This is a genomic window from [Eubacterium] eligens ATCC 27750 (genome assembly GCF_000146185.1).
In the GTDB taxonomy this organism is placed as follows: Bacteria; Bacillota; Clostridia; order Lachnospirales; family Lachnospiraceae; genus Lachnospira; species Lachnospira eligens.
In genome coordinates, this window is the sequence record NC_012778.1 from 977,240 (window position 1) to 999,114 (window position 21,875).

A 21,875-nucleotide genomic window follows, 5' to 3' on the forward strand; every position below is an offset into this window, starting at 1 on the left:
GACTATTCGGAATTAAGCAAAATTACAATTAAATGCAGAATAAAAATTATGCTTTTCACATATATTTTTTACAAGTATATGCGGAAGGCATAATTTTTTATGTACCGCTTTAATTACAGGGAGGAAAGTATGTCAGACAGAAAGGAAAATATAAACTTTAATCTGTACGAGGATATAAAGAAACGCACTAATGGGGAGATATATCTTGGTGTGGTGGGTCCTGTACGGACAGGAAAGTCGACATTTGTAAAAAGATTTATGGATCTATGTGTAATTCCTGAGATTGCAGATGCTAACGAGAAACAACGCACAATCGACGAACTGCCACAGAGTAGTGCTGGAAGTACGATTATGACTACTGAACCTAAGTTTATACCTGGTGAGAGTGCAGCAATCTGCATGGCTGATGATATTAAGATTAAAGTGCGTGCAATTGACTGTGTTGGATTTATGGTTGATGGCGCAATGGGAGCAGAGGAGAATGGCAAAGAGAGAATGGTTAATACTCCATGGTCAAAAGAGCCGGTTCCATTTTCAATGGCAGCACAGATTGGTACTGAAAAGGTGATAGAGGAGCATTCTACTATTGGAATCGTTATTACAACAGATGGCTCATTTACAGGAATAGAACGGGATAATTATGTCAACGCGGAGCAGATGGCTATAGATAAGCTGAAAAAGATTTCAAAGCCGTTTGTTGTGATATTAAACTGTGTGAAGCCTTATGCTAAAGAATCTGTGCAGCTTGCAGAAGCTATGAAAGAAAAATATGGTGTAAATGTCTATGCTCTTAATTGTGACCAACTAAGAAAAGAAGATGTTGACAGGGTTATATCAGGTGTGCTTAAAGAATTTCCGGTATCACAGCTTGATTTTTATGCACCTGCATGGGTTGAAGTACTTGAGTCATCACACTGGCTTAAGATGCATATAGTAGATGCGGCACTTTCGATTCTTGATAATATAAATGTTATGAAGGATGCGTATCTTGAGTTGAATAATACATGCGAATACATAGAAAAGATTGATGTGAAAAATGTTGATATGTCAACAGGGAGGGTTGAAATTGAATTTAAGCTTTCGAAAGATCTGTATTATAAAATATTAAGTGAACTTACAGGAACGCAGATTAATAATGAGCATGAGCTTATAGATATGATTAAATCTCTTTCAGACAAGAAGAATGAACTGGGAAGCTTTGGTGATGCAATAAGCGAAGTTAATCTTAATGGCTTTGGAGTTGTTACACCTTCAAAAGAAAATATACAACTGGATGAGCCAGTAGTGATTAAGAATGGCAATAAATATGGAGTTAAGATAAAAGCTAAAGTTCCGTCTATTAACCTGCTTAAGACAGAAATAATGGTTGAAATTGCCCCGATTGTTGGAAACAGGAATCAGGCAGAAGATCTGATTGAATATATAAAAGGAAATATGAAAGATAATCCGGACGGAATCTGGGATACCAATATATTTGGAAAGACAATAGAACAGATTGTATCAGACGGAATATATGAAAAAACACATAATATGACAACTGAGAGCATGGGAAAGATTGGCGATACAATTGAAAAAGTAATGAATGAGAATTCAGGACTTGTGTGTCTTATTGTGTAAAAAATGCTTTATTTAGGGCTTATAATATGATAAAATACTAAATATATTTGTGTGTCAAAACTAAGGAGGATATACACATTATGAGTAAAAAAGTTGAAGATTATGTAAGAAGTATACCTGATTTCCCGGAACCGGGGATTATATTCAGGGATGTTACAAGTGTTATCCAGAGTCCTGAGGGATTAAAGCTTGCAATAGACGGTCTTACAGATCTTATAGGGGATACAGAATTTGATGTTGTAGTAGGACCAGAATCAAGAGGGTTTATATTTGGCGTTCCTGTTGCATATAATACCGGTAAGGGATTTGTTCCTGTAAGAAAGAAGGGAAAGCTTCCGTGTGAGACTATATCAGCAGATTATGAACTTGAATATGGTACAGCTACTATAGAGATGCATAAGGATGCGATTACTCCGGGACAGAAGGTTATTATTGTTGATGATCTGATTGCTACAGGCGGAACAACAGAAGCTATTATCAAGCTTGTAGAAGAGCTTGGAGGAGAAGTAGTGAAAGTTCTTTTTCTTATGGAGCTTGAAGGACTTAAAGGAAGAGATAAGATTGCAGGATATGATGTCGAGTCAGTAATTAAATACCCAGGTAAATAATTATTCGGGCTGCTTTATTATATAAAGCAGCCTTTTTAAGATTGATAACAGGAGGCAGATATGGGGACACCACATAATGAAGCACAGACAGGAGATATAGCAAAGACAGTTCTTATGCCGGGAGATCCTTTAAGGGCAAAGTATATAGCAGATAATTATCTTACAGATGTAAGCTGCTTTAATACGGTCCGCAATATGTCAGGATTCACAGGAATTTATAACGGATGCAGGGTATCTGTTATGGGAAGTGGTATGGGAATGCCTTCAATGGGAATATATTCATATGAATTATATAATGTTTATGATGTGGATAATATTATAAGGATTGGTTCAGCGGGAGCATTTGATGATGACCTTAATCTTATGGATATTGTACTTGGAATGGGCTCATGCACTGATTCTAACTTTGCGGCACAGTACAATCTTCCGGGCATATATGCGCCGATAGCTGATTTTACGCTTTTAAAGACTGCATATGATGTTGCAGAAGAAAAACATTTTTCGGTTAAAGTTGGCAATGTACTGGCATCAGATGTGTTTTATAATGATGATACAACAGTTAATGACAGATGGAAGAAGATGGGTGTGCTTGCAGTTGATATGGAGTCAGCAGCGTTGTATATGACTGCTGCCAGATGCAGAAAACATGCACTTACTATTCTTACAATAAGTGACCATCTCTACAGGGGTGAGAAGCTGTCAGCACAGGAGAGACAGACAGGATTTACTAAAATGATGGAGACAGCTCTTGAAACTGCAGTCAGATTGCAGAATAACAGGCAGATGGAGGCTTTATGACAGATACAGATTTAGAGATTATTGTTTTTGTACTGCTGGCTGTTGCAATCGGCGTGTATGTATGTGTAAGCAGCAGTATTAAGCGGAAGAAGGCAGCGGAGAATACCATAAAGAAAGCGTGGGGCAAACGTGCTGTATACAAGGGAACAGATGAGAGTTTTGAATATATATCGCATTATGCCAAAGGTAATCCGAGTGAATCTATGATTGATGATATAACATGGAATGATCTTGGCATGGATGAAGTATTTAAATGTATTAATAATACTAATTCATCTGTTGGACAGGAATATCTATATAAGATGTTAAGAGAACCGGTTGCAGATGCAGAAAAGCTTCACGAACTGGACAGGCTTGCAGATGAATTCACAGCTAATGAAAAGGAAAGAATTACAATCCAGAAGATATTTATGAATATGGGAAAAAGCCGTAAGATTGCAGTTACAGATTATATCGGTTATATAATGGATATAGAGCAGGGAAGTAATATTGTGCATTATCTTGCGTGGGTATTTCTTATAGCTTCAATTCTTGTTACGGTTCTTGTAACTCCGGTGCTTGGAATATGGCTCATAATTGCGTCGGTAGCATTTTCAATAATTACTTATTACAAGTATAAGGCTAAGATTGAGAATTATTTCAAATGTATTAATGTTATTGTGAAAATGGCATCGGCATCTGAAGATATATGTGAAAGCAATATAAGTTTTCTTGAACCAGAGTGTAACAGGCTTAAAGAGATATTAAAGAGCTTTTCTAAAGTAACAAAAGGCTCATGGATGATTGAGTCAGGCAATGTTGATGGTTCAATCGGAGAGGTTGTACTTGATTATCTAAGAATGATAACGCACATGGATATTGTGAAGTTTAATAAGATGACAAAGCTTATAACTGCCAAAAGTGAGGATGCATATAACCTTGTAGATACACTTGGATTCATAGAGACATCAATTGCTGTTGCATCATTCAGGGAAAGCCTGCCATTTTACTGTAAGCCTGAATTTATGGAGAATACTAATAACCTTAGTGTGAAAGAAGTGTATCATCCGCTTATAGATAATCCTGTGTGCAATTCAATAACAACTAAAGGAAATGTTCTCCTTACAGGTTCTAATGCTTCGGGTAAATCAACATTTTTAAAGACAATAGCAATCAACAGTATTCTGGCACAGACTATAGGAACAAGTCTTTCCAAAGAATACATTGCTCCGGTATATAGGATATATTCTTCAATGGCATTAAGGGATGACCTTGCTAATTCAGACAGTTACTATATTGTTGAGATTAAGTCATTAAAGAGAATTCTTGATGCAGTTGGTAAAAAAGGTAGAACAGTTCTATGTTTTATTGATGAGGTACTTCGTGGAACTAACACTGTTGAGAGAATTGCAGCATCATCAGAGATATTAAAGAATCTTAATACAGGCAGGGCGTTGTGCTTTGCAGCAACACATGATATTGAGCTTACAACAATACTTAAGGACTGTTACAGCAACTATCATTTTCAGGAGGAAGTTACTGAGGATGAGGTTAAGTTTGATTATAAGCTGTATGCCGGACCTGCAACAACAAGGAATGCAATCAAGCTTCTTAATGTTATAGGGTATGATAAGAATATAATTAAGGGAGCCGAACAGCGTGCAATGCATTTCCTGACAGATGGAAACTGGAAATCTTGATAAATGTTGTTGCTTGTGATATTATAAATTATTGCGAAGGCTTTTATTATAATTCGTGGAGGTAATAATATGGTTGGGTTAGTCGGCGTACTCGTAGGTGAGATAGCTTACGAAGTGGTAAGATTTGTTATAATGCTTGCGTTACTGGTACTTGCAGTATTCGTAGGTGGTAAGCTCCGAAAGGCAGCAGATGCCAAGAAGGCAGCTAAGATGGCTGCATCGGAGAATAAAGAGAAAGAGATTACTGAATAATCAGGAGGAAGTTAAAGTGCAGTACAGAGGTGTGAATGAATTAAGAAGATTATACCTTGATTTCTTTGAGAGCAAGGGACATTTGAAAATGAAGAGCTTTTCTTTAGTTCCACATAATGATAACAGTCTGCTTATCATTAATTCAGGTATGGCTCCACTTAAGCCATATTTTACAGGACAGGAGATTCCACCAAGAAGAAGAGTTACAACTTGTCAGAAGTGTATAAGAACAGGTGATATCGAGAATGTAGGTAAGACAGCAAGACATGGTACATTCTTCGAGATGCTCGGTAACTTCTCATTTGGTGATTATTTTAAGGACGAAGCTATTCACTGGTCATGGGAGTTCTTAACAGAGACTGTAGGACTTGATCCAGACAGATTATACCCTTCTATATATCAGGATGATGATGAAGCATTTAATATATGGAATAAGGAAATCGGTATTGCACCTGAAAGAATATTCAGATTTGGTAAGGAAGATAACTTCTGGGAGCATGGCGCTGGTCCTTGCGGTCCATGTTCTGAGATATATTATGACCGTGGTGAGAAATATGGCTGTGGTAAGCCAGGCTGTACAGTAGGCTGTGACTGTGACAGATATATGGAAGTATGGAACAATGTATTCTCACAGTTTAACAATGACGGACATGGCAATTACACAGACCTTATCCAGAAAAACATTGATACAGGTATGGGACTTGAAAGACTTGCAGTTGTTGTGCAGGATGTTGATTCTATATTTGATGTTGATACATTACAGGCACTTCGCAACAAGGTTTGTGAGATGGCTGGAGTTAAGTATAAGGAAGATGAGAAGCAGGATGTCTCTATCCGTGTTATCACAGACCATATCCGTTCAGTAACATTTATGGTAAGTGATGGAATTATGCCATCTAACGAAGGAAGAGGATATGTCTTAAGAAGACTTTTAAGAAGAGCTGCAAGACATGGAAGACTTCTAGGTATTGAAGGAAAGTTTTTATCTAAGCTTTGTGAAACTGTAATTGAAGGCTCTAAGGACGGTTATCCTGAATTAGAGGAAAAGAGAACATTTATTACTAAGGTTATCTCTGAAGAAGAAGATAAGTTTAATAAGACTATCGACCAGGGATTAAGCATCCTTAATGATATGGAAGCTGAACTTGCTTCTAAGGGTGAAAATGTATTATCAGGAGCAGACGCATTTAAGCTCTATGATACTTACGGATTTCCTATGGATCTTACTAAGGAAATCCTTGAAGAGAAGAATATTACAATTGATGAAGCTGGATTTAATGCAGCTATGGAAGAGCAGAGAGTTAAGGCAAGAAATGCCCGTAAGGTAACTAACTATATGGGTGCAGACGCAACTGTATATGATGAGATTGACCCTGCTATAACAAGCGCGTTTGTCGGATATGACAAGCTTACTAATGAATCTGAGATTACAGTTCTTACAACAGAGGAAGAAGTTGTTGACGCTTTATCTGAGGGTGATAAGGGAACTGTTATTGTAGATGAGACTGTATTCTATGCTACTATGGGTGGTCAGGAAGGCGATAAGGGTGTTATTAAGACATCTGAAGGAGAATTTGCTGTTGAGACTACTATCAAGTTAAAGGGTGGCAAGATTGGTCATGTCGGAACTATGACTAAGGGCATGATGAAGGTTGGAGATACTGCAACAATGGAAGTTTCACCTGCTTACAGAGCAGATACATGCAAGAACCACAGTGCAACACATCTTCTTCAGAAGGCTTTAAGAATTGTTCTTGGTGATCATGTTGAGCAGAAGGGTTCATACGTTGATCCTGACAGATTAAGATTTGACTTTACACATTTCCAGAGCATGACTAAGGAAGAGATTGCTAAGGTTGAAGATATTGTTAATGAAAAGATTGCAGAGGCTATTCCTGTTGTTACTGATGTAATGACAATTGAGGAAGCTAAGAAGACAGGAGCTATGGCACTTTTCGGTGAGAAGTACGGCGAGAAGGTAAGAGTAGTTGCTATGGGAGACTTCTCTAAGGAATTCTGTGGTGGTACTCATGTTGCTAATACAGCTAATATCAGACTTTTCAAGATTGTATCTGAGGCAGGTGTTGCTGCAGGCGTAAGAAGAATTGAGGCTCTTACAGATAAGGGTGTTATAAAGTACTACGCTGAACTTGAGAAGACTATTGAAGAGGCAGCTAAGGCAGCCAAGGCAGAGCCGGTACAGCTTGTTAAGAAGATTGCAGCTATGAATGATGAGATTAAGTCCCTTATGAGTGAGAATGAGAAGCTTAAGGCCGAGCTTGCTAATAATGCACTTGGAGATACAGCAGGAGATATCAAGGAAGTTAACGGTGTTAAGTATATCGCAACTAAGGTTGACGGTGTTGATATGAATGAATTAAGAAACCTTGGTGATAAGTTAAAGGGTGAGATTGGTTCAGGAGTTGTTGTTATCGTCAGCGCACAGGGTGCTGATAAGGTAAGCGTTATTGCGATGGCAACAGACGATGTTATTGCCAAGGGTGCTCATGCTGGTAACCTTATCAAGGCTCTTGCTCCTATTGTTGGCGGTGGCGGTGGCGGCCGTCCTAATATGGCTCAGGCTGGTGGTAAGAACCCTGCCGGTATTGATGAGCTTATTGCTAAAGTACCTGATACAATTCTTGAACAGATTGGATAATTGGGGCTTGACGATTTGCAAAAATGTGATATAATGTTTTTTGTGCGATTAGTAAATACCCTATTTATGTAGTTTGGCGCACAATTTGCAACAGAAGGGTGGTCAGGAAGTAGTATGTCAAATGTCATCGTTAAAGAAAACGAGTCTTTAGATAGCGCATTACGCAGATTCAAGAGAAACTGTGCTAAGGCAGGCATTCAGCAGGAAATTCGTAAGAGAGAACATTACGAGAAGCCAAGCGTAAGACGTAAGAAGAAGTCAGAAGCAGCTAGAAAACGTAAGTTCAACTAATAATTAATATTTTTGACATGAGAGAGCGATGCTTAGGCATCGCTCTTTTTGGATTTATAATAAAAAATCCGGTTTTACTGGAAAGCCTCAATTATAAACTTAACAGGATACTTAATTTTGAAGCAACAAATCACAACTATTTCAGACAACATATAACGGATATTAAAGAGAGTTTTATTAAAGAATTAGAAATAGGAAATATAATGACAGACTAAAATCATACTTTAAAGGATAACAGCATAGAATATAAAAAGATTTTGGAAGTCTGCTTATATGGTCGATTTTATCAGCAGCGGTATAAGGCTCGGACAGATGTGTGATCTTAGCAGAGATGTTGTTGCAGGACTTCCTGTTATATCAATGCTGGGTGACTGCGAGGTTTTTATAGAGAATTACAGAGGTATACTTGAGTATTCAAGCGAATATCTTAAGGTTTCTACGAAGATAGGCAATATAAGGGTAAGCGGGAGCAATCTTGTGATATACCATATGAATCAGGACGAAATCCTTCTTAGGGGACGCATTGGCAAAGTTTCTCTAAAAGGAGAGGCTGATGAAAAGGATACATAATTATATTGTTATTGAAATATCCGGATGGGAGCGGGAAAGGTTCGTTAATCTGTGCTGCAGGCGCGGGATTACATTATATAACTGCCAGTGTGTGAAAGAGACAATAAGAGCGAGAATAACAAGACAGGATTATTTCAAGACTAAGGAATTGCGAAGAAAATGTCATGTTCATATTAAAGTTTTAAAGAAACATGATATAGAGTTTCTTTTTGCAAGATACAGAAGAAATTATTCGATAATTGCTGGCTTTGCCACTGCATTTGTATTGATGTTCATTGCCAGCAGATTCGTGTGGAGTATTGAATTTGATGGAAATTACATATATACAGATGATTCAATGCGCAGGTTTCTTAAAGAGCATGGCATCAGCACAGGTGATAAAGTTAAGAATATAGATACAGAAAATATTGAGAAGGCAATTAAAAATGAACTGTCGCAGGTTACATGGGTTAATGTACGGATTGAGGGAAATATTCTGAAAGTCAGCATTGATGAATCTAAAGCTGATGAGCTACACAGCACCACTAATGATGGCAATATAATATCAGGATATTCCGGTGTTATTGAATACATTATAACAAGAAGCGGAACACCGAAGGTCACTGTTGGTGACGAGGTATCAGAAGGCGATATACTTGTTGAGAATACATTGTATGTTCCTGATGATTACGAGGAGAATATACAGCAATTCCAGACGCAGGCTCAGGCGGATATTCTGATAAGAACGCAGTTATCATGGGATAAGGAGATAAATGCGGTATATGCCGATAAAATATATACTGGACGAAAGATGACGACATATGCCATAAGCATAGATAAATATGAAATTTCTCTCGGCTTTCCACGACATTTAAAAGAGTATGACAAGGTTGTTAATGAGGGGAATATAAAGATTGCTAATTTTATTGCACTTCCTGTATGTGTACAGAAGATTACTCTTAATGAGTATAAGGAAAATGAGACTGAGTATAGTGAGGAGGAAGCAGCGGCTATTCTTAATGAAAAAGCTGAGAGATTTATAAAACATTTGAAAGAAAATGAAGTGCAAATAAATGATTATCATGTTAATATAGAAAGAAGCGGGGATAAGTATATTGCACATGCTGATATTGATGCAACTGTTCCTGCGGATTTTGATGTTAGAAAGGTGGAGACATCTGATGAGTGAGGTAGAGAGTCTTATTAATATACCGGTAGAACACTGCTCCAATATATTTGGACAGTTTGATGAATATGCGAAGGTTATAGAGAAAACACTTAAGGTTACGATTATTGTAAGAGACAGCTCTGTGAAGGTTATAGGTGCAGAGGCAGCAGTGCAGAGAGCATCAGGAGTACTTAATTATCTGTATGAGCTGTCTAAGAGAGGCAACCAGATTACAAGACAGAATGTTGATTATTCCATTGCACAGTCATTTGAAGAAAAGGCTGATTCACTGATTGAGATTGATTCTGATACAGTGTGCAGGACGATTGCAGGAAGGCCTATCAAGCCTAAGACATTCGGACAGAAAGAATATGTTGACGCCATAAGGGATAAGATGATTGTGTTCGGAGTAGGACCGGCAGGAACAGGTAAGACATACCTTGCTATGGCGATGGCTATTAATGCATTTAAGAATAATGAGGTCAACAAGATTATTCTTACAAGACCTGCGATTGAGGCTGGTGAAAAGCTCGGATTCCTGCCGGGAGATTTGCAGAGTAAGGTTGATCCGTATCTCAGGCCTCTGTATGATGCACTTTTCCAGATTATGGGTGCAGAGAGCTTTAATGCCAATATGGAAAAAGGTCTTATCGAGGTTGCACCGCTTGCATATATGAGAGGCCGTACACTTGACAATGCATTTATTATTCTTGATGAGGCACAGAATACAACACCTGCACAGATGAAGATGTTCCTTACACGAATTGGATTCGGCTCAAAGGTTGTTGTTACAGGTGATATGACACAGAAGGATCTGTCAAGGGATACCGTGTCAGGTCTTGAGATTGCGACTAAGGTTTTATCCAAGGTTGAAGAGATAGCATTTATAAAGCTTACGAATAAAGATGTTGTAAGGCATCCTCTTGTACAGAAGATTGTCAAGGCATATGAGGATTACGAGGAGAATCAGGCTAAGGCTGCCAAGAGAAGAGAAGCAAGAAAGGGAAGTCAGACAGGAAGGAGAAAAAATTGATATGACTATTAATATAGAGTACGAAGCCGAGGAAAAGCTTGACTTAGATTATGAGAAGATAATTACTGATGTTGTCAATGAGGCGGTTGATTATGAAAAATGTCCTTATGAAGCAGAGGTTAATGTAACAATTGTTGACAGTGAATCTATCCACGAGATTAATAAGGAATACAGAAATATTGATTCTCCGACAGATGTACTTTCATTTCCGGGAGTTAATTATGTTACACCTTCGGATTTTGATGCAATTGAGGACGAGTTAGAAAACAATGCTGAGGATTATTTCAATCCTGATACAGGAGAGCTTCTTCTTGGAGATATTGTTCTGTGCGTTCAGAAGATTAAGGAACAGGCGGACAAGTATGGTCATTCTGAAAAAAGGGAGTTGGCATTTCTTACAGCACACAGTATGATGCACCTTTTTGGTTATGACCACATGACACCAGAAGAAAGTGCAGTTATGGAAGCAAAGCAGAATGAAGTACTTGAAAGACTTGGAATTACCCGTTAAGAGGTGACATATATGACAGATAATGAACTTGTTGCTAAAGCTAAAGAGGCACTTGAGAACTCATATTCACCGTATTCACATTTTGCAGTTGGTGCGGCACTTTTAAGTACTGATGGACAGGTATTTATAGGCTGTAATATTGAGAATTCTTCTTTCGGGGCTACTAACTGTGCAGAAAGAACTGCAATATTTAAGGCGGTCAGTGAGGGTGTAAAGGATTTTAAGGCGATTGCTATTGTATGTTCAGGAGACCAGCCTGCTTATCCGTGTGGAATATGCAGACAGGTGATGTCTGAATTTTTCAATCCTGATACAAGAATTATTGTTGAGGAAGGCGGCGGGCTTAAGACTTATACAATGAGTGAAATTCTGCCAGACAGCTTTTCGTTATAGTATAATATTGCTTATAAATGTTAATACTTCCCAGTAAGGACAACTTACAGGAGGGAGTATTGATGAATAAGAAATCATTCTGGCTTTATGTTGTGATTATGACTATGGCTGTAATAGCTGTAGTACTTGCAATATTTATACTTGTGGTAACAGATAATAAGAAGCCTTCTAATCAGCATTTTAAAGAAGAGGTAAGCTCGCAGGTGACTAAAGTAACTGAAAGTGAAGAGTACCAGTATGTGCTTAAGTACGAAAGAGAAACTTTAAGAATATACAGAAATATTGCGGATGAAGGACGAGAAGTGTTCTATGATTATGCAGATATTAACATTGATTCACTTCCAGATGATATAAGAGAAAGACTGACTAAAGGAATATATTTTGAAGGAGAAGCACAGCTGTATGATTTTCTGCAGACATATAGCAGCTAGAAAGGATATACATTTACATGGTTAAGATTATTTCGGACAGTACAAGTGATTTGACTAAGGAACTTATAGACAAGCTTGATATATCAGTTATTCCACTTCACATTCTGCTAGGCAATGATGAATATAGGGATGGAATTGATATTACGCCAGATAAGATATATGAATGGGCAGATGAGAATAAGACAACACCTAAGACATCGGCGGTGTCTATTGATGATACAATAGAGATGTTTAAATGTGTTCTTGAGAAAGACCGGGATATTGTAGCATTTGCAATATCAGAGGATATGTCAACTACAGCTAATGTGTTTAGACTTGCGGCAAGAGAGCTTGAGGCAGAGGACAGGATTCATGTAATTGACTCTGAGAATCTGTCTACAGGAATAGGACATCTTGTTGTCGAGGCTGCTGTTATGGCAGGAAAAGGCATGTCTGCAGCTGACATTGAGAAGAATATATTAGAATTAAGACCGAGAGTCAGGGCAAGCTTTGTTGTCGATACGCTTACTTACCTTCACAGAGGAGGAAGATGCAGCGGACTGGCTGCCATGGCTGGCGGTGTACTTAAACTTCATCCAAGAATTGAAGTTAATAATGGAAAGATGAATCCTGGAAAGAAGTACAGAGGACGCATGAAGAATGTTGTACTGGATTATGTTAAGGATATGGAAGAAGACCTTAAGAAGGCTAAGAAAGACCGTGTATTCATTACACACTCTGGCTGTGATAAAGAGATAGTTGATGAAGTAAAGAATTATCTTAAACAACTTGATGTGTTTGATGAAATATATGAAACAAGGGCAGGCGGCGTTATATCTTCTCATTGTGGTCCGGGAACATTAGGAGTTCTTTTTATTGCAGGTGAGTAATTTCAGGAGAAATGTATGGCTAAATTTACGAAAAAAGCAATAATGGACTGTTTTCTTAATATGCTAAAGCGTAAGAATATTGACAGGGTAACGGTTACAGATATATGTGAGGAATGTGGAATTAACAGGAATACATTTTATTATTATTTCAGTGATATATATGATGTGCTTGACAGTGTTCTTATAGAAGAGACAGAAAAGAATATTAATATTACGGAAGATGCAACTTTTTATGAGACATATAGTAAGGCAGCTTCTGTTATTATTGAGTATCGTGCAGCAGTTATTCATGTGTATAATTCCAGGAACAGGGATATTATTGAGAAATATCTGCATAATACAACAGAATATCTTGTTGGACTTTTTGTTAAGAAATATTCTAAAGACCATAAGCTTACAGAAGATGACAGAGAGTATATAACAAGCTTTTACAGCTATTCTATTGTTGGAATTGTGTCAAGATGGATAGGCGATGGAATGCCGCCATATGATAAAGATCTTATTAAGCGTTTTTCTGAATCATTTGATGCAACGATTGATACAATGATTAATCTGTGTGAAGCTAATAATTAGTTATTAAAAACAGACAAAACATGTAAAGTGTTCGATTTTGGGACAAAGTACATGCTTTGCCTGTTTTTTTATTTAGAGAAAAAATGTATGCTAAATATAATAAAAAATGGCAAAAATAAATAAGAAAGCACAGAAAGGTGGAAAAGATTATGAGCAAAAAGGCGTTAAAACTAGGAGCAGCTTCTATTCTTGCATTGGGGGCAGGTGCGGCAGTTGTATCAAAAAAGAACAAAAGGAATGAGCAGAGGAAGGTAACTAAAGACATTCAGAAAAGAGCACATGAGGAGTTCCGTAATACTGAAAGAGGGAAATATACTAAGAATAGTAAGGGAATATATTACTCTAATGGTAACTATGAAGCATTTGCAAGACCGGAAAAACCAGAAGGAGTTGATGATAAATCAGCTTATATTGTAGGAAGTGGTCTTGGTGCATTAGCTGCAGCGTGCTTTCTTGTAAGAGATGGACAGATGAAGGGTGAGAATATTCACATACTTGAGGCTATGGATATTGCAGGCGGTGCATGTGATGGAATTAATGATCCTACAAGAGGTTATGTAATGCGTGGCGGACGAGAGATGGAGAATCATTTCGAATGTCTGTGGGATTTGTTCAGAAGTATTCCGTCTATTGAGACTCCGGGAGTTTCTGTACTTGATGAATATTACTGGCTTAACAAGCATGATCCTAATTATTCTCTTTGCAGGGCAACTGTAAACAGAGGTGAAGATGCACATACAGATGGCAAATTTAATTTAAGCCAGAAGGGCTGTATGGAAATAATGAAGCTGTTCTTCACTAAAGATGAGGATTTGTATGATAAGACAATTGAAGATTTCTTTGATGAGGAAGTTTTTGATTCAGATTTCTGGCTGTACTGGCGTACGATGTTCGCATTTGAAAACTGGCACAGTGCGCTTGAGATGAAACTTTATATTCAGAGATTTATCCATCATATAGGCGGACTTCCTGATTTCTCAGCATTGAAGTTTACCAAGTATAACCAGTATGAATCACTTATCTTGCCTATGCAGAAATACCTTGAAGATGCAGGTGTTGAGTTCAGGTTTAACACAAGAGTTGATAATGTAATCTTTGATTTCAGGAATGGAAAGAAGATTGCAAAGACTATTGAATGTACTGTAAAAGGTGAGACTAAGTCAATTGATCTTACTGAGAATGATTTGGTGTTCGTTACTAATGGAAGCTGTACAGAAGGTACTATATATGGTGACCATACACATGCACCTGTAGGTAATGCAGAGGTAAGAACAAGCGGTTGCTGGAGTCTGTGGAAGAATATTGCAGCACAGGACAGTTCATTTGGACACCCAGAGAAGTTCTGTGGTGATATATCAAAGTCTAACTGGGAGTCTGCAACTGTTACAACAAGCGATGAGAAGATTATTTCTTACATTAAGAAAATATGTAAGAGGGATCCAAGAACTGGAAATGTTGTTACAGGCGGAATTGTCAGCTGTAAGGATTCAAGCTGGCTTTTAAGCTGGACAATTAACAGACAGGGACAGTTTAAGGAACAGAAGAAGGATGAGGTGTGTGTATGGGTATACAGCCTGTTTACTGATGTTGATGGTGATTATATCAAGAAGCCTATGAAAGAGTGTACAGGTGAAGAGATTACAGCAGAATGGCTGTATCATCTTGGCGTTCCTGTTGAAGAGATTGATGAGCTTGCTAAGAACCACTGTAACACTACACCAACAATGATGCCATTTATTACTGCATTTTTCATGCCAAGAAGAAAAGGTGACAGACCTGATGTTATTCCTGATGGCTGCGTTAATTTTGCATTTCTTGGACAGTTTGCTGAGACTCCGAGGGACACAATATTTACGACAGAGTATTCAGTCAGAACTGCAATGGAGGCTGTATATGGACTGCTTGGCGTAGACAGAGGTGTTCCTGAGGTCTGGGGTAGTGTATATGATGTAAGAGACCTGCTTGATTCATCTGTTAAGCTTATGGATGGCAAATCACCATTAGAGATTGATTTAGGACCGCTTAATGTTATCAAGAAGGTTGTCTTAAAGAAGATAAAAGGAACTGTTATTGAAAAGGTGTTAAAAGACCATGATGTAATTAAAGATTATATGAAATATTAGCGAGGATTGTGGGATAGTGATTGAGTAATCACTATCCCAATGCTATATCAAGAACCATCATAAGTGCAAATCCTACAGCGGCACCTATAGTTCCTATATTGCTGTGTTCGCCGTTCTGTGATTCAGGAATAAGTTCCTCTATTACAACATACATCATAGCTCCTGCTGCGAAAGAAAGCAGATAAGGAAGAACAGGCGTGATAATACCAGCAATAAGAATTGTTATGAATCCGCCGACAGGTTCAACAACACCAGAAAGCACTCCGCATATGAATGCTTTCTTCTTACTCATGCCCTCACCACATAATGGCATTGATATAATTGCTCCTTCTGGGAAATTCTGTATTGCTATACCAATTGCAAGTGCCATTGCAGCAGTAGCAGTTATTCCTGAATCCTTCATCATTGCGCCGGCAAATGCAACACCGACTGACATTCCCTCGGGGATGTTGTGTAATGTCACAGCGAAAAGCATCATGGTAGTTTTTGATATGGAATTGGTTCTAATACCTTCCTGATTCTTGCTTTCAATATGCATATGTGGAATGACAGTATCAAGAAGCAGAAGAAAGAATATTCCTGCGAGAAAACCAACCAGTGCAGCCAGCCATTCCGGAGCACTGCTTCCTTTTGACATATCTATAGATGGTATCAGCAAAGACCATACTGATGCGGCAATCATAACTCCTGCCGCGAATCCTAAAAGCATTTTTTCAAACTTTGGGGCAATCCGTTTTTTTAAGAAGAACACCATGGCAGAGCCAAGAGATGTTCCGATAAAAGGAATTGCTAATATTATAAATTCTGACATAAAAGCTCCTTTCTATGTAAGTTAGGCATAACTAACATAATTATTATAGCATTTAAGGGTTTATATTACAAATGTTTTATCGAAAGAGAGTGATAATACGCCAAAAGTTACCTGCAACGACTTTTTGAAATAAAAGTTTCCTACAACGACTTTTTGTGATAGAATGTTTCTATACAAGTTGGAGGTGTCAGATATGGGGAATGTAGTTGATAAAGGAACCAGCTTTTTGTTTCATGTGAACAGGTATGTGGCAGGTAGTGAAACTGACATGTATAAACATGGATATGCGGAGCTTTTATATGTGTCTGATGGAAGCCTTACTGAGCATGTATGTGGGGATAAGGTGCATATAAAGAAAGGCGATGTATGCTTTATTGATTCGGGGTGTGTACATAAGGAAAGCTTTGAGGAAGATGACACATTTGTAATAAGACTCGAAGTGTCAGATGAGATTATTAATGCAGTTATAAGTAATGCTATGGCGGATAAACAGGCGGTGGATTATATTAAAGAGCTTGTTAAAGTGTTAAAGAACAGCGGATATATACATTTTGGCTATAAAGATGATTATGATAATGAGCTTAAGGATATGCTTACTGCTATGATAAGCGAGTGTGGTGTGGCGGATATGGCGTCTGCATATATATGTCAGGGGCTTATGCTTAGGATTCTGTGGCGGCTAGGAACAGTATATGAGTATGCACAGTCAAGATACATAAGAAAGAAAATTAACTGGCTTTTGCATCAGGAAATTACAGATTTTATTGAAGATAATATGAAAGATGTTACAATAGATATGCTTGTTGAAAGATTCGGTTATCAGGAGGATTATTTCAACAGGTTTTTAAAGGCACAGACAGGTATGACTTTCACGGAATATCTGCAGGATTGCAGATTGAACAAATCGGCCATTCTCTTAAAAGAAGATTCAATGGATGTTGATGAGATTATAAAGAAAGTCGGATATAGAAACAAAGGATATTTTTACAGGATATTTACTGAGAAATACAACATGACACCTGCAAAATTCAGAAAATATATTAAAGAAAAGGAGTTTACGATATGAGTGATATGTATAACAATCCGGTACAGAGAGGATTCTTTCCAGATCCTTCGGTAGTAAGAGTTGGAGATGACTATTATATGGCTAATTCAACATTTCAGTATTTCCCTGCAATTGCAATCAGCCATTCCAAGGATATGATTCACTGGCATGTAATTGGACATGCAATTACAGATTCAGAAGAACTTGATTTAAGAGATATTAAAGACTCACATGGCATATGGGCACCGGATATTAATTATGTTGATGGTAAATTCATTATAATGGCAACTTTAAGGCTTAACGGAGATGGCAAAAGAGATAATAATGTATTAAGACGCCAGCTTGTTGTAACATCAGATAAGCCACAAGGACCATATTCAAAGCCAGCCTGGCTTGAGGTTGACAATATTGACCCATCTTTATTTGTTGATGATGACGGTAAGAAGTATCTTCTTATAAGTCCGGGAATCAATCTTTTACCACTCAGTGATGACTGCACTAAGGTTACAGGTGAAAGTGTGTGTGTATGGTCAGGAACTGGAGAGAGATGTCCGGAAGGACCACACATTTTTAAGAAGGGTGAGTATTATTATGCAATGCTTGCGGAAGGCGGTACAGGCTATGGACATGGAATCAATGTTGCTCGTTCAAAGAATCTGTATGGACCATATGAGGAATCACCATACAATCCTGTATTGAGACAGTTTAATCCAGATGCACCGATTCAGAGAACAGGACATGGCAATATAATTGAGACACAGGACGGAAGCTGGTGGTGCTATTATCTGTGTGGAAGACCTAATCAGGGCAATTATACAACAATAGGAAGAGAGACAGCACTTGACCCTGTAACATGGCTTTCAGATGGCTGGTTCGTGATTAATGACAGGAAAGGACCAAGCCTTACACAGAAAGCACCTGAATTACCTGAATGTACATTTGAAAAGTGGACAAGAGATGATTTTGATGATGATACTCTTAATCTTAACTGGGAGTTTGTAAGAAATCCTGTTAAGGGTAATTATTCTCTTACAGAAAGAAAAGGATATTTAAGGCTCTGGACAATGGACGGAACTCTTAATGAGATAAGGGCTAAGAATACTCTTGTAAGAAGAGAACAGGAATTATCGTATACAGCACATACAAAGCTTGACTTCTATCCTGAAAAGGACGGAGAACAGGCAGGTCTTACCTGTTATTACAGTACTGCGACTTATGCAAGATTGTCATTGTGTTATGAGAATGGAAGAAAATTGCAGCTTGTGATTAACAGAAACCATGGCGAGGAGCTTATCTCACAGGTGGACAATATAAAGGAGCAGAGCATATACTTAAAGGTTGTAGTTGATAAACTGACAAGAAGCTTTTTCTACAGCTATGATGGTGAACAATGGGAACCAGCAGGAGTGCTTGAAAATTGCATATATCTGTGCGATGAGGGTGTGCCTGATGACAGAAAGCGTCATACAGGAACGCTTGTTGGAATATATGCCAATAATGGTGGCTGCGGAAGCAGGATTCCGGCAGATTTTGATTATTTTGAATATGAGGACTAGATTTTATGAGTTTTGATTGTGTGGTTATAGGCGGAGGTGCAGCCGGAATGATGGCTGCCATACAATGTAAAGAGAATAATATGCAGACTGTGATTATAGAACACACAGCAAAGCTTGGAACTAAGATATTAAAGACTGGGAATGGCAAATGTAATTTCTCCAATACATTTATGACTAAGGAAATGTATCAGAACAATAACGCAGATTATGCGATGGAGATTATTAACAGGTTTAATGTTGATGATACAATACATTTTTTTGAGGGCTTAAGTGTATATAAGAAGGAACGTAACGGTTATCTGTATCCGAGGTCAGAGATGGCGGCTTCTGTGGCGCTGGCGCTTACAGGAAAGATACAGGCACTTGATATTCCGGTTTTTTTTGAGACATCTGTTAAAAAAATTGACAGGGCAGGCAGCGAATATGTGTTACAGCTTGAGGGTGCGAAGACTAATACAATTAAGACTAAGACAGTGATTCTTGCATGCGGTTCGGCGGCTTCACCGTCTTCTGGTTCTGATGGAAGCGGTTATAAGCTTGTCAGGAAACTTGGAGTTAAAGTTGTTAAGCCACTTCCGGCTCTTACGGCACTTGAATCGGACAAGAAGAATATGAAGCTTGCAACGGGTGTAAGAGCACTTGGAAATGTTAAGATTATGGTTGCAGGCAGAGTGGTTGCTGAGGATACTGGCGAGATTCAGTTTACTGATTATGGAATATCAGGAATCCCTGTTTTTCAGGTGAGTCGTTTTGCTGTCAGGGCGATGGAAGAAGGTCAGAGGGTTGAAGCTCTTGTTGATGTGGCAGCAGATATTAAAGAAGATGACCTTTTATCAATGCTAAAATGTGCTGTTAATACAAGAAAGCATCAGTCAGTAAGCGAAAGCCTGTCAGGGTTGTTTAATAAAAAGCTTGTAATGATGATATGTAAAGATGTTGGAATCGAGGGTAATTCATCAGCTTCTGATATAGATGACGACATATGCCAGAGACTTGCAAGATATATGAAATCCCTCCACTACCATATAACAGGATATAAGGGAAATGATTATGCACAGGTATGTCAGGGTGGTGTTGATGTATCCGGACTGAATTATAATCTTGAATCAGTTGATAACCCTGGGATATTCTTTGCAGGGGAGCTTGTGGATATAGACGGCAGATGTGGTGGTTATAACCTTCAGTGGGCATGGAGCAGCGGCGTGGTTGCTGCTAAGTCAGCGTTTGATTATTGTAACAGACAGGAATAAGAATAATGGAAAAGAAATGTATTAAGATTAGTAATATAAAGATATCTCCTGATAAAGATACAGCATTTTTAGAAGGAATTATAAGAAAAGAATTAAGACTTGGAAAAGATGCACAGATTGATTATGAAATAGCAAAAAGGTCACTTGACTGCAGACACAAGCCTCAGGTTATGCATATATACAGTGTCGAAGTGTATAAGGTGGTGCGTTCCGGCAGGGAAGAAAAGCTTGAGAATATAATTAAGAAATCATGTTGCAAGAATGCTGTTATGTCTAAAAGGGTTATCTATAAGTTTCCTGTTAATGCGACAGAAAATGTTAATGAAGATGAAAGACCTGTAGTTATCGGATTTGGACCGGCAGGAATATTCTGTGCTCTTGAGCTTGCCAAAGCGGGGCTTAGACCTGTTGTATATGAGCGTGGACAGGATGTTGATACAAGAACTAAGAAGGTTGCACAGTTCTGGGAGACGGGTGAGCTTGATACAGAATGTAATGTGCAGTTTGGTGAAGGCGGAGCAGGCACATTTTCTGATGGAAAGCTTAACACACAGATTTCAGATACATTTGGAAGAATAAGATATGTTCTGCAGAGCTTTGTAAAGTTCGGTGCATCAGAAGATATTCTGTATGCCAATAAGCCACATATAGGAACAGACGTGCTTGCGGATGTAATTAAGAATATAAGACAGCATATTACCGCGCTTGGCGGTGAAGTTAATTTTGGAAGCTGTCTTAAAAAGATTGAGATTAAAGACGGAAAAGTGTGTGGCGTTGTCATAGCTGACAAAGATGGTGAGTATGTAAGAAAATGCAGTAAAGTGTGCCTTGCAATAGGTCACAGTTCAAGAGATACATTTGAATATCTTCACAGTGAGAATATAAATATGGAGCCGAAGCCTTTTGCGGTTGGAGTAAGAATAGAACATCCACAGGAAATGATTAATTATAATGCTTATGCAGATGCTGCATATGAGCTTCCGGCGGCTGATTATAAAGTTACTTACAAGACGAAGAATACAGATAAAGAACGAGGTGTGTATTCTTTCTGTATGTGTCCAGGAGGTTATGTTGTTAATGCTTCATCAGAGAACGGCAGGACATGTGTTAATGGAATGAGTTACTCAGGCCGTGATTCCCGCAATGCTAATTCAGCAATAATTGTTACAGTCGGACCAGATGATTTCGGACATGAAGTACTTGATGGAATAAAATTTCAGAGACAGTTAGAAGCAAACGCTTATGCTGAAGGAAATGGAAAAGTTCCGGTACAGTTATTTGGCGATTTTGAAAAAAATATAACAACAACGAAATTAGGAGAGGTTGAGCCTTGCATAAAAGGAGAATATACATTTGCTAATCTTAAGAATGTATTACCTTCTTATGTGGCAGATTCAGTTGTTGAAGGCGTGCATGGATTTTCAAAATTCATACATGATTTCGACAGGAAAGATGCTGTACTATCTGGCGTTGAGAGCAGAACCTCAAGTCCTGTAAGAATAATAAGAAACGATGAACTTGTAAGTACATCAGTATGTGGATTGTATCCGTGTGGTGAAGGTGCAGGGTATGCAGGAGGCATAACATCTGCTGCAGTTGATGGTGTTAAGGTTGCGGAATATATGGCAGTAACATCTGCTTGTATGGGATAATATGGAC

21 protein-coding genes are annotated in these 21,875 nt (G+C 38.2%); 20 read left to right on the top strand and 1 reads right to left on the bottom strand.

Annotation, left to right across the window (positions count from 1 at the left end):
• Positions 1-129: 129 nt before the first annotated feature.
• From spoIVA to EUBELI_RS04710, 16 genes are all read left to right on the top strand, one after another.
• The gene (gene spoIVA, locus EUBELI_RS04635; RefSeq protein ID WP_012739198.1) at positions 130-1,617 is read left to right on the top strand and encodes a stage IV sporulation protein A; all 1,488 of its coding nucleotides are present in this window, start codon (positions 130-132) and stop codon (positions 1,615-1,617) included.
• 80 nt (positions 1,618-1,697) lie between these two features.
• Positions 1,698-2,225 (top strand): adenine phosphoribosyltransferase, encoded by a 528-nt coding sequence (locus EUBELI_RS04640; RefSeq protein ID WP_012739199.1) that lies wholly within the window; start codon positions 1,698-1,700, stop codon positions 2,223-2,225.
• A gap of 60 nt (positions 2,226-2,285) precedes the next feature.
• Positions 2,286-3,023, top strand: a complete 738-nt coding sequence (gene deoD, locus EUBELI_RS04645; protein ID WP_012739200.1) for a purine-nucleoside phosphorylase — start codon at positions 2,286-2,288, stop codon at positions 3,021-3,023.
• Positions 3,020-4,702 carry a MutS-related protein gene (locus tag EUBELI_RS04650; protein WP_012739201.1) on the top strand — a complete coding sequence of 561 codons (1,683 nt, stop codon included), beginning with the start codon at positions 3,020-3,022 and terminating at the stop codon, positions 4,700-4,702. The genes deoD and EUBELI_RS04650 overlap by 4 nt, the downstream gene beginning before the upstream one ends.
• Positions 4,703-4,771: 69 nt before the next feature.
• Positions 4,772-4,954 carry a hypothetical protein gene (locus tag EUBELI_RS04655; protein WP_012739202.1) on the top strand — a complete coding sequence of 61 codons (183 nt, stop codon included), beginning with the start codon at positions 4,772-4,774 and terminating at the stop codon, positions 4,952-4,954.
• 16 nt (positions 4,955-4,970) lie between these two features.
• Entirely contained in the window at positions 4,971-7,613 is a 2,643-nt protein-coding gene (gene alaS, locus EUBELI_RS04660; RefSeq protein WP_012739203.1) for an alanine--tRNA ligase, read from the top strand.
• Between the two features lie 114 nt (positions 7,614-7,727).
• Positions 7,728-7,904 (top strand): 30S ribosomal protein S21, encoded by a 177-nt coding sequence (gene rpsU / locus EUBELI_RS04665; protein WP_005539624.1) that lies wholly within the window; start codon positions 7,728-7,730, stop codon positions 7,902-7,904.
• 273 nt (positions 7,905-8,177) lie between these two features.
• On the top strand, positions 8,178-8,474 hold the full coding sequence (locus EUBELI_RS04670; protein WP_012739205.1) for a YabP/YqfC family sporulation protein: 297 nt from the start codon (positions 8,178-8,180) through the stop codon (positions 8,472-8,474).
• Complete coding sequence (locus tag EUBELI_RS04675; RefSeq protein ID WP_012739206.1) at positions 8,458-9,642, top strand: sporulation protein YqfD; 1,185 nt, start codon at positions 8,458-8,460, stop codon at positions 9,640-9,642. The genes EUBELI_RS04670 and EUBELI_RS04675 overlap by 17 nt, the downstream gene beginning before the upstream one ends.
• Positions 9,635-10,654 carry a PhoH family protein gene (locus EUBELI_RS04680; RefSeq protein ID WP_012739207.1) on the top strand — a complete coding sequence of 340 codons (1,020 nt, stop codon included), beginning with the start codon at positions 9,635-9,637 and terminating at the stop codon, positions 10,652-10,654. Before EUBELI_RS04675 ends, EUBELI_RS04680 begins: the two co-directional genes overlap by 8 nt.
• Position 10,655: 1 nt before the next feature.
• On the top strand, positions 10,656-11,165 hold the full coding sequence (gene ybeY, locus EUBELI_RS04685) for an rRNA maturation RNase YbeY (RefSeq protein ID WP_012739208.1): 510 nt from the start codon (positions 10,656-10,658) through the stop codon (positions 11,163-11,165).
• 12 nt (positions 11,166-11,177) lie between these two features.
• Complete coding sequence (gene cdd / locus EUBELI_RS04690; protein WP_012739209.1) at positions 11,178-11,558, top strand: cytidine deaminase; 381 nt, start codon at positions 11,178-11,180, stop codon at positions 11,556-11,558.
• 62 nt (positions 11,559-11,620) lie between these two features.
• Positions 11,621-11,989, top strand: a complete 369-nt coding sequence (locus tag EUBELI_RS04695) for a hypothetical protein (protein ID WP_022098549.1) — start codon at positions 11,621-11,623, stop codon at positions 11,987-11,989.
• A 17-nt stretch (positions 11,990-12,006) separates the two neighbouring features.
• Positions 12,007-12,858, top strand: coding sequence for a DegV family protein (locus tag EUBELI_RS04700; protein ID WP_012739211.1), 852 nt, complete (start codon positions 12,007-12,009; stop codon positions 12,856-12,858).
• A gap of 15 nt (positions 12,859-12,873) precedes the next feature.
• Positions 12,874-13,431 carry a TetR/AcrR family transcriptional regulator gene (locus EUBELI_RS04705; protein ID WP_012739212.1) on the top strand — a complete coding sequence of 186 codons (558 nt, stop codon included), beginning with the start codon at positions 12,874-12,876 and terminating at the stop codon, positions 13,429-13,431.
• Between the two features lie 149 nt (positions 13,432-13,580).
• Entirely contained in the window at positions 13,581-15,554 is a 1,974-nt protein-coding gene (locus EUBELI_RS04710) for an oleate hydratase (protein ID WP_041688078.1), read from the top strand.
• A 31-nt stretch (positions 15,555-15,585) separates the two neighbouring features.
• Here EUBELI_RS04710 and EUBELI_RS04715 read toward each other — a convergent pair whose 3' ends face one another.
• Entirely contained in the window at positions 15,586-16,365 is a 780-nt protein-coding gene (locus EUBELI_RS04715; RefSeq protein WP_012739214.1) for a ZIP family metal transporter, read from the bottom strand.
• A gap of 193 nt (positions 16,366-16,558) precedes the next feature.
• Between EUBELI_RS04715 and EUBELI_RS04720 the strand changes: the two genes are divergently transcribed.
• Genes EUBELI_RS04720 through EUBELI_RS04735 form a run of 4 tightly spaced genes read left to right on the top strand, consistent with a single transcriptional unit; the run spans position 16,559 to position 21,868 of the window.
• Positions 16,559-17,431, top strand: coding sequence for an AraC family transcriptional regulator (locus EUBELI_RS04720; RefSeq protein WP_041688079.1), 873 nt, complete (start codon positions 16,559-16,561; stop codon positions 17,429-17,431).
• A complete protein-coding gene (locus EUBELI_RS04725) occupies positions 17,428-18,966 on the top strand; it encodes a glycoside hydrolase family 43 protein (protein WP_012739216.1) in 1,539 nt (512 codons plus the stop codon). Before EUBELI_RS04720 ends, EUBELI_RS04725 begins: the two co-directional genes overlap by 4 nt.
• Positions 18,967-18,971: 5 nt before the next feature.
• Positions 18,972-20,216: an aminoacetone oxidase family FAD-binding enzyme gene (locus EUBELI_RS04730; RefSeq protein ID WP_012739217.1), complete on the top strand. Its 1,245-nt coding sequence runs from the start codon at positions 18,972-18,974 to the stop codon at positions 20,214-20,216.
• A gap of 5 nt (positions 20,217-20,221) precedes the next feature.
• Complete coding sequence (locus tag EUBELI_RS04735; RefSeq protein WP_012739218.1) at positions 20,222-21,868, top strand: NAD(P)/FAD-dependent oxidoreductase; 1,647 nt, start codon at positions 20,222-20,224, stop codon at positions 21,866-21,868.
• Positions 21,869-21,875 lie beyond the last annotated feature (7 nt).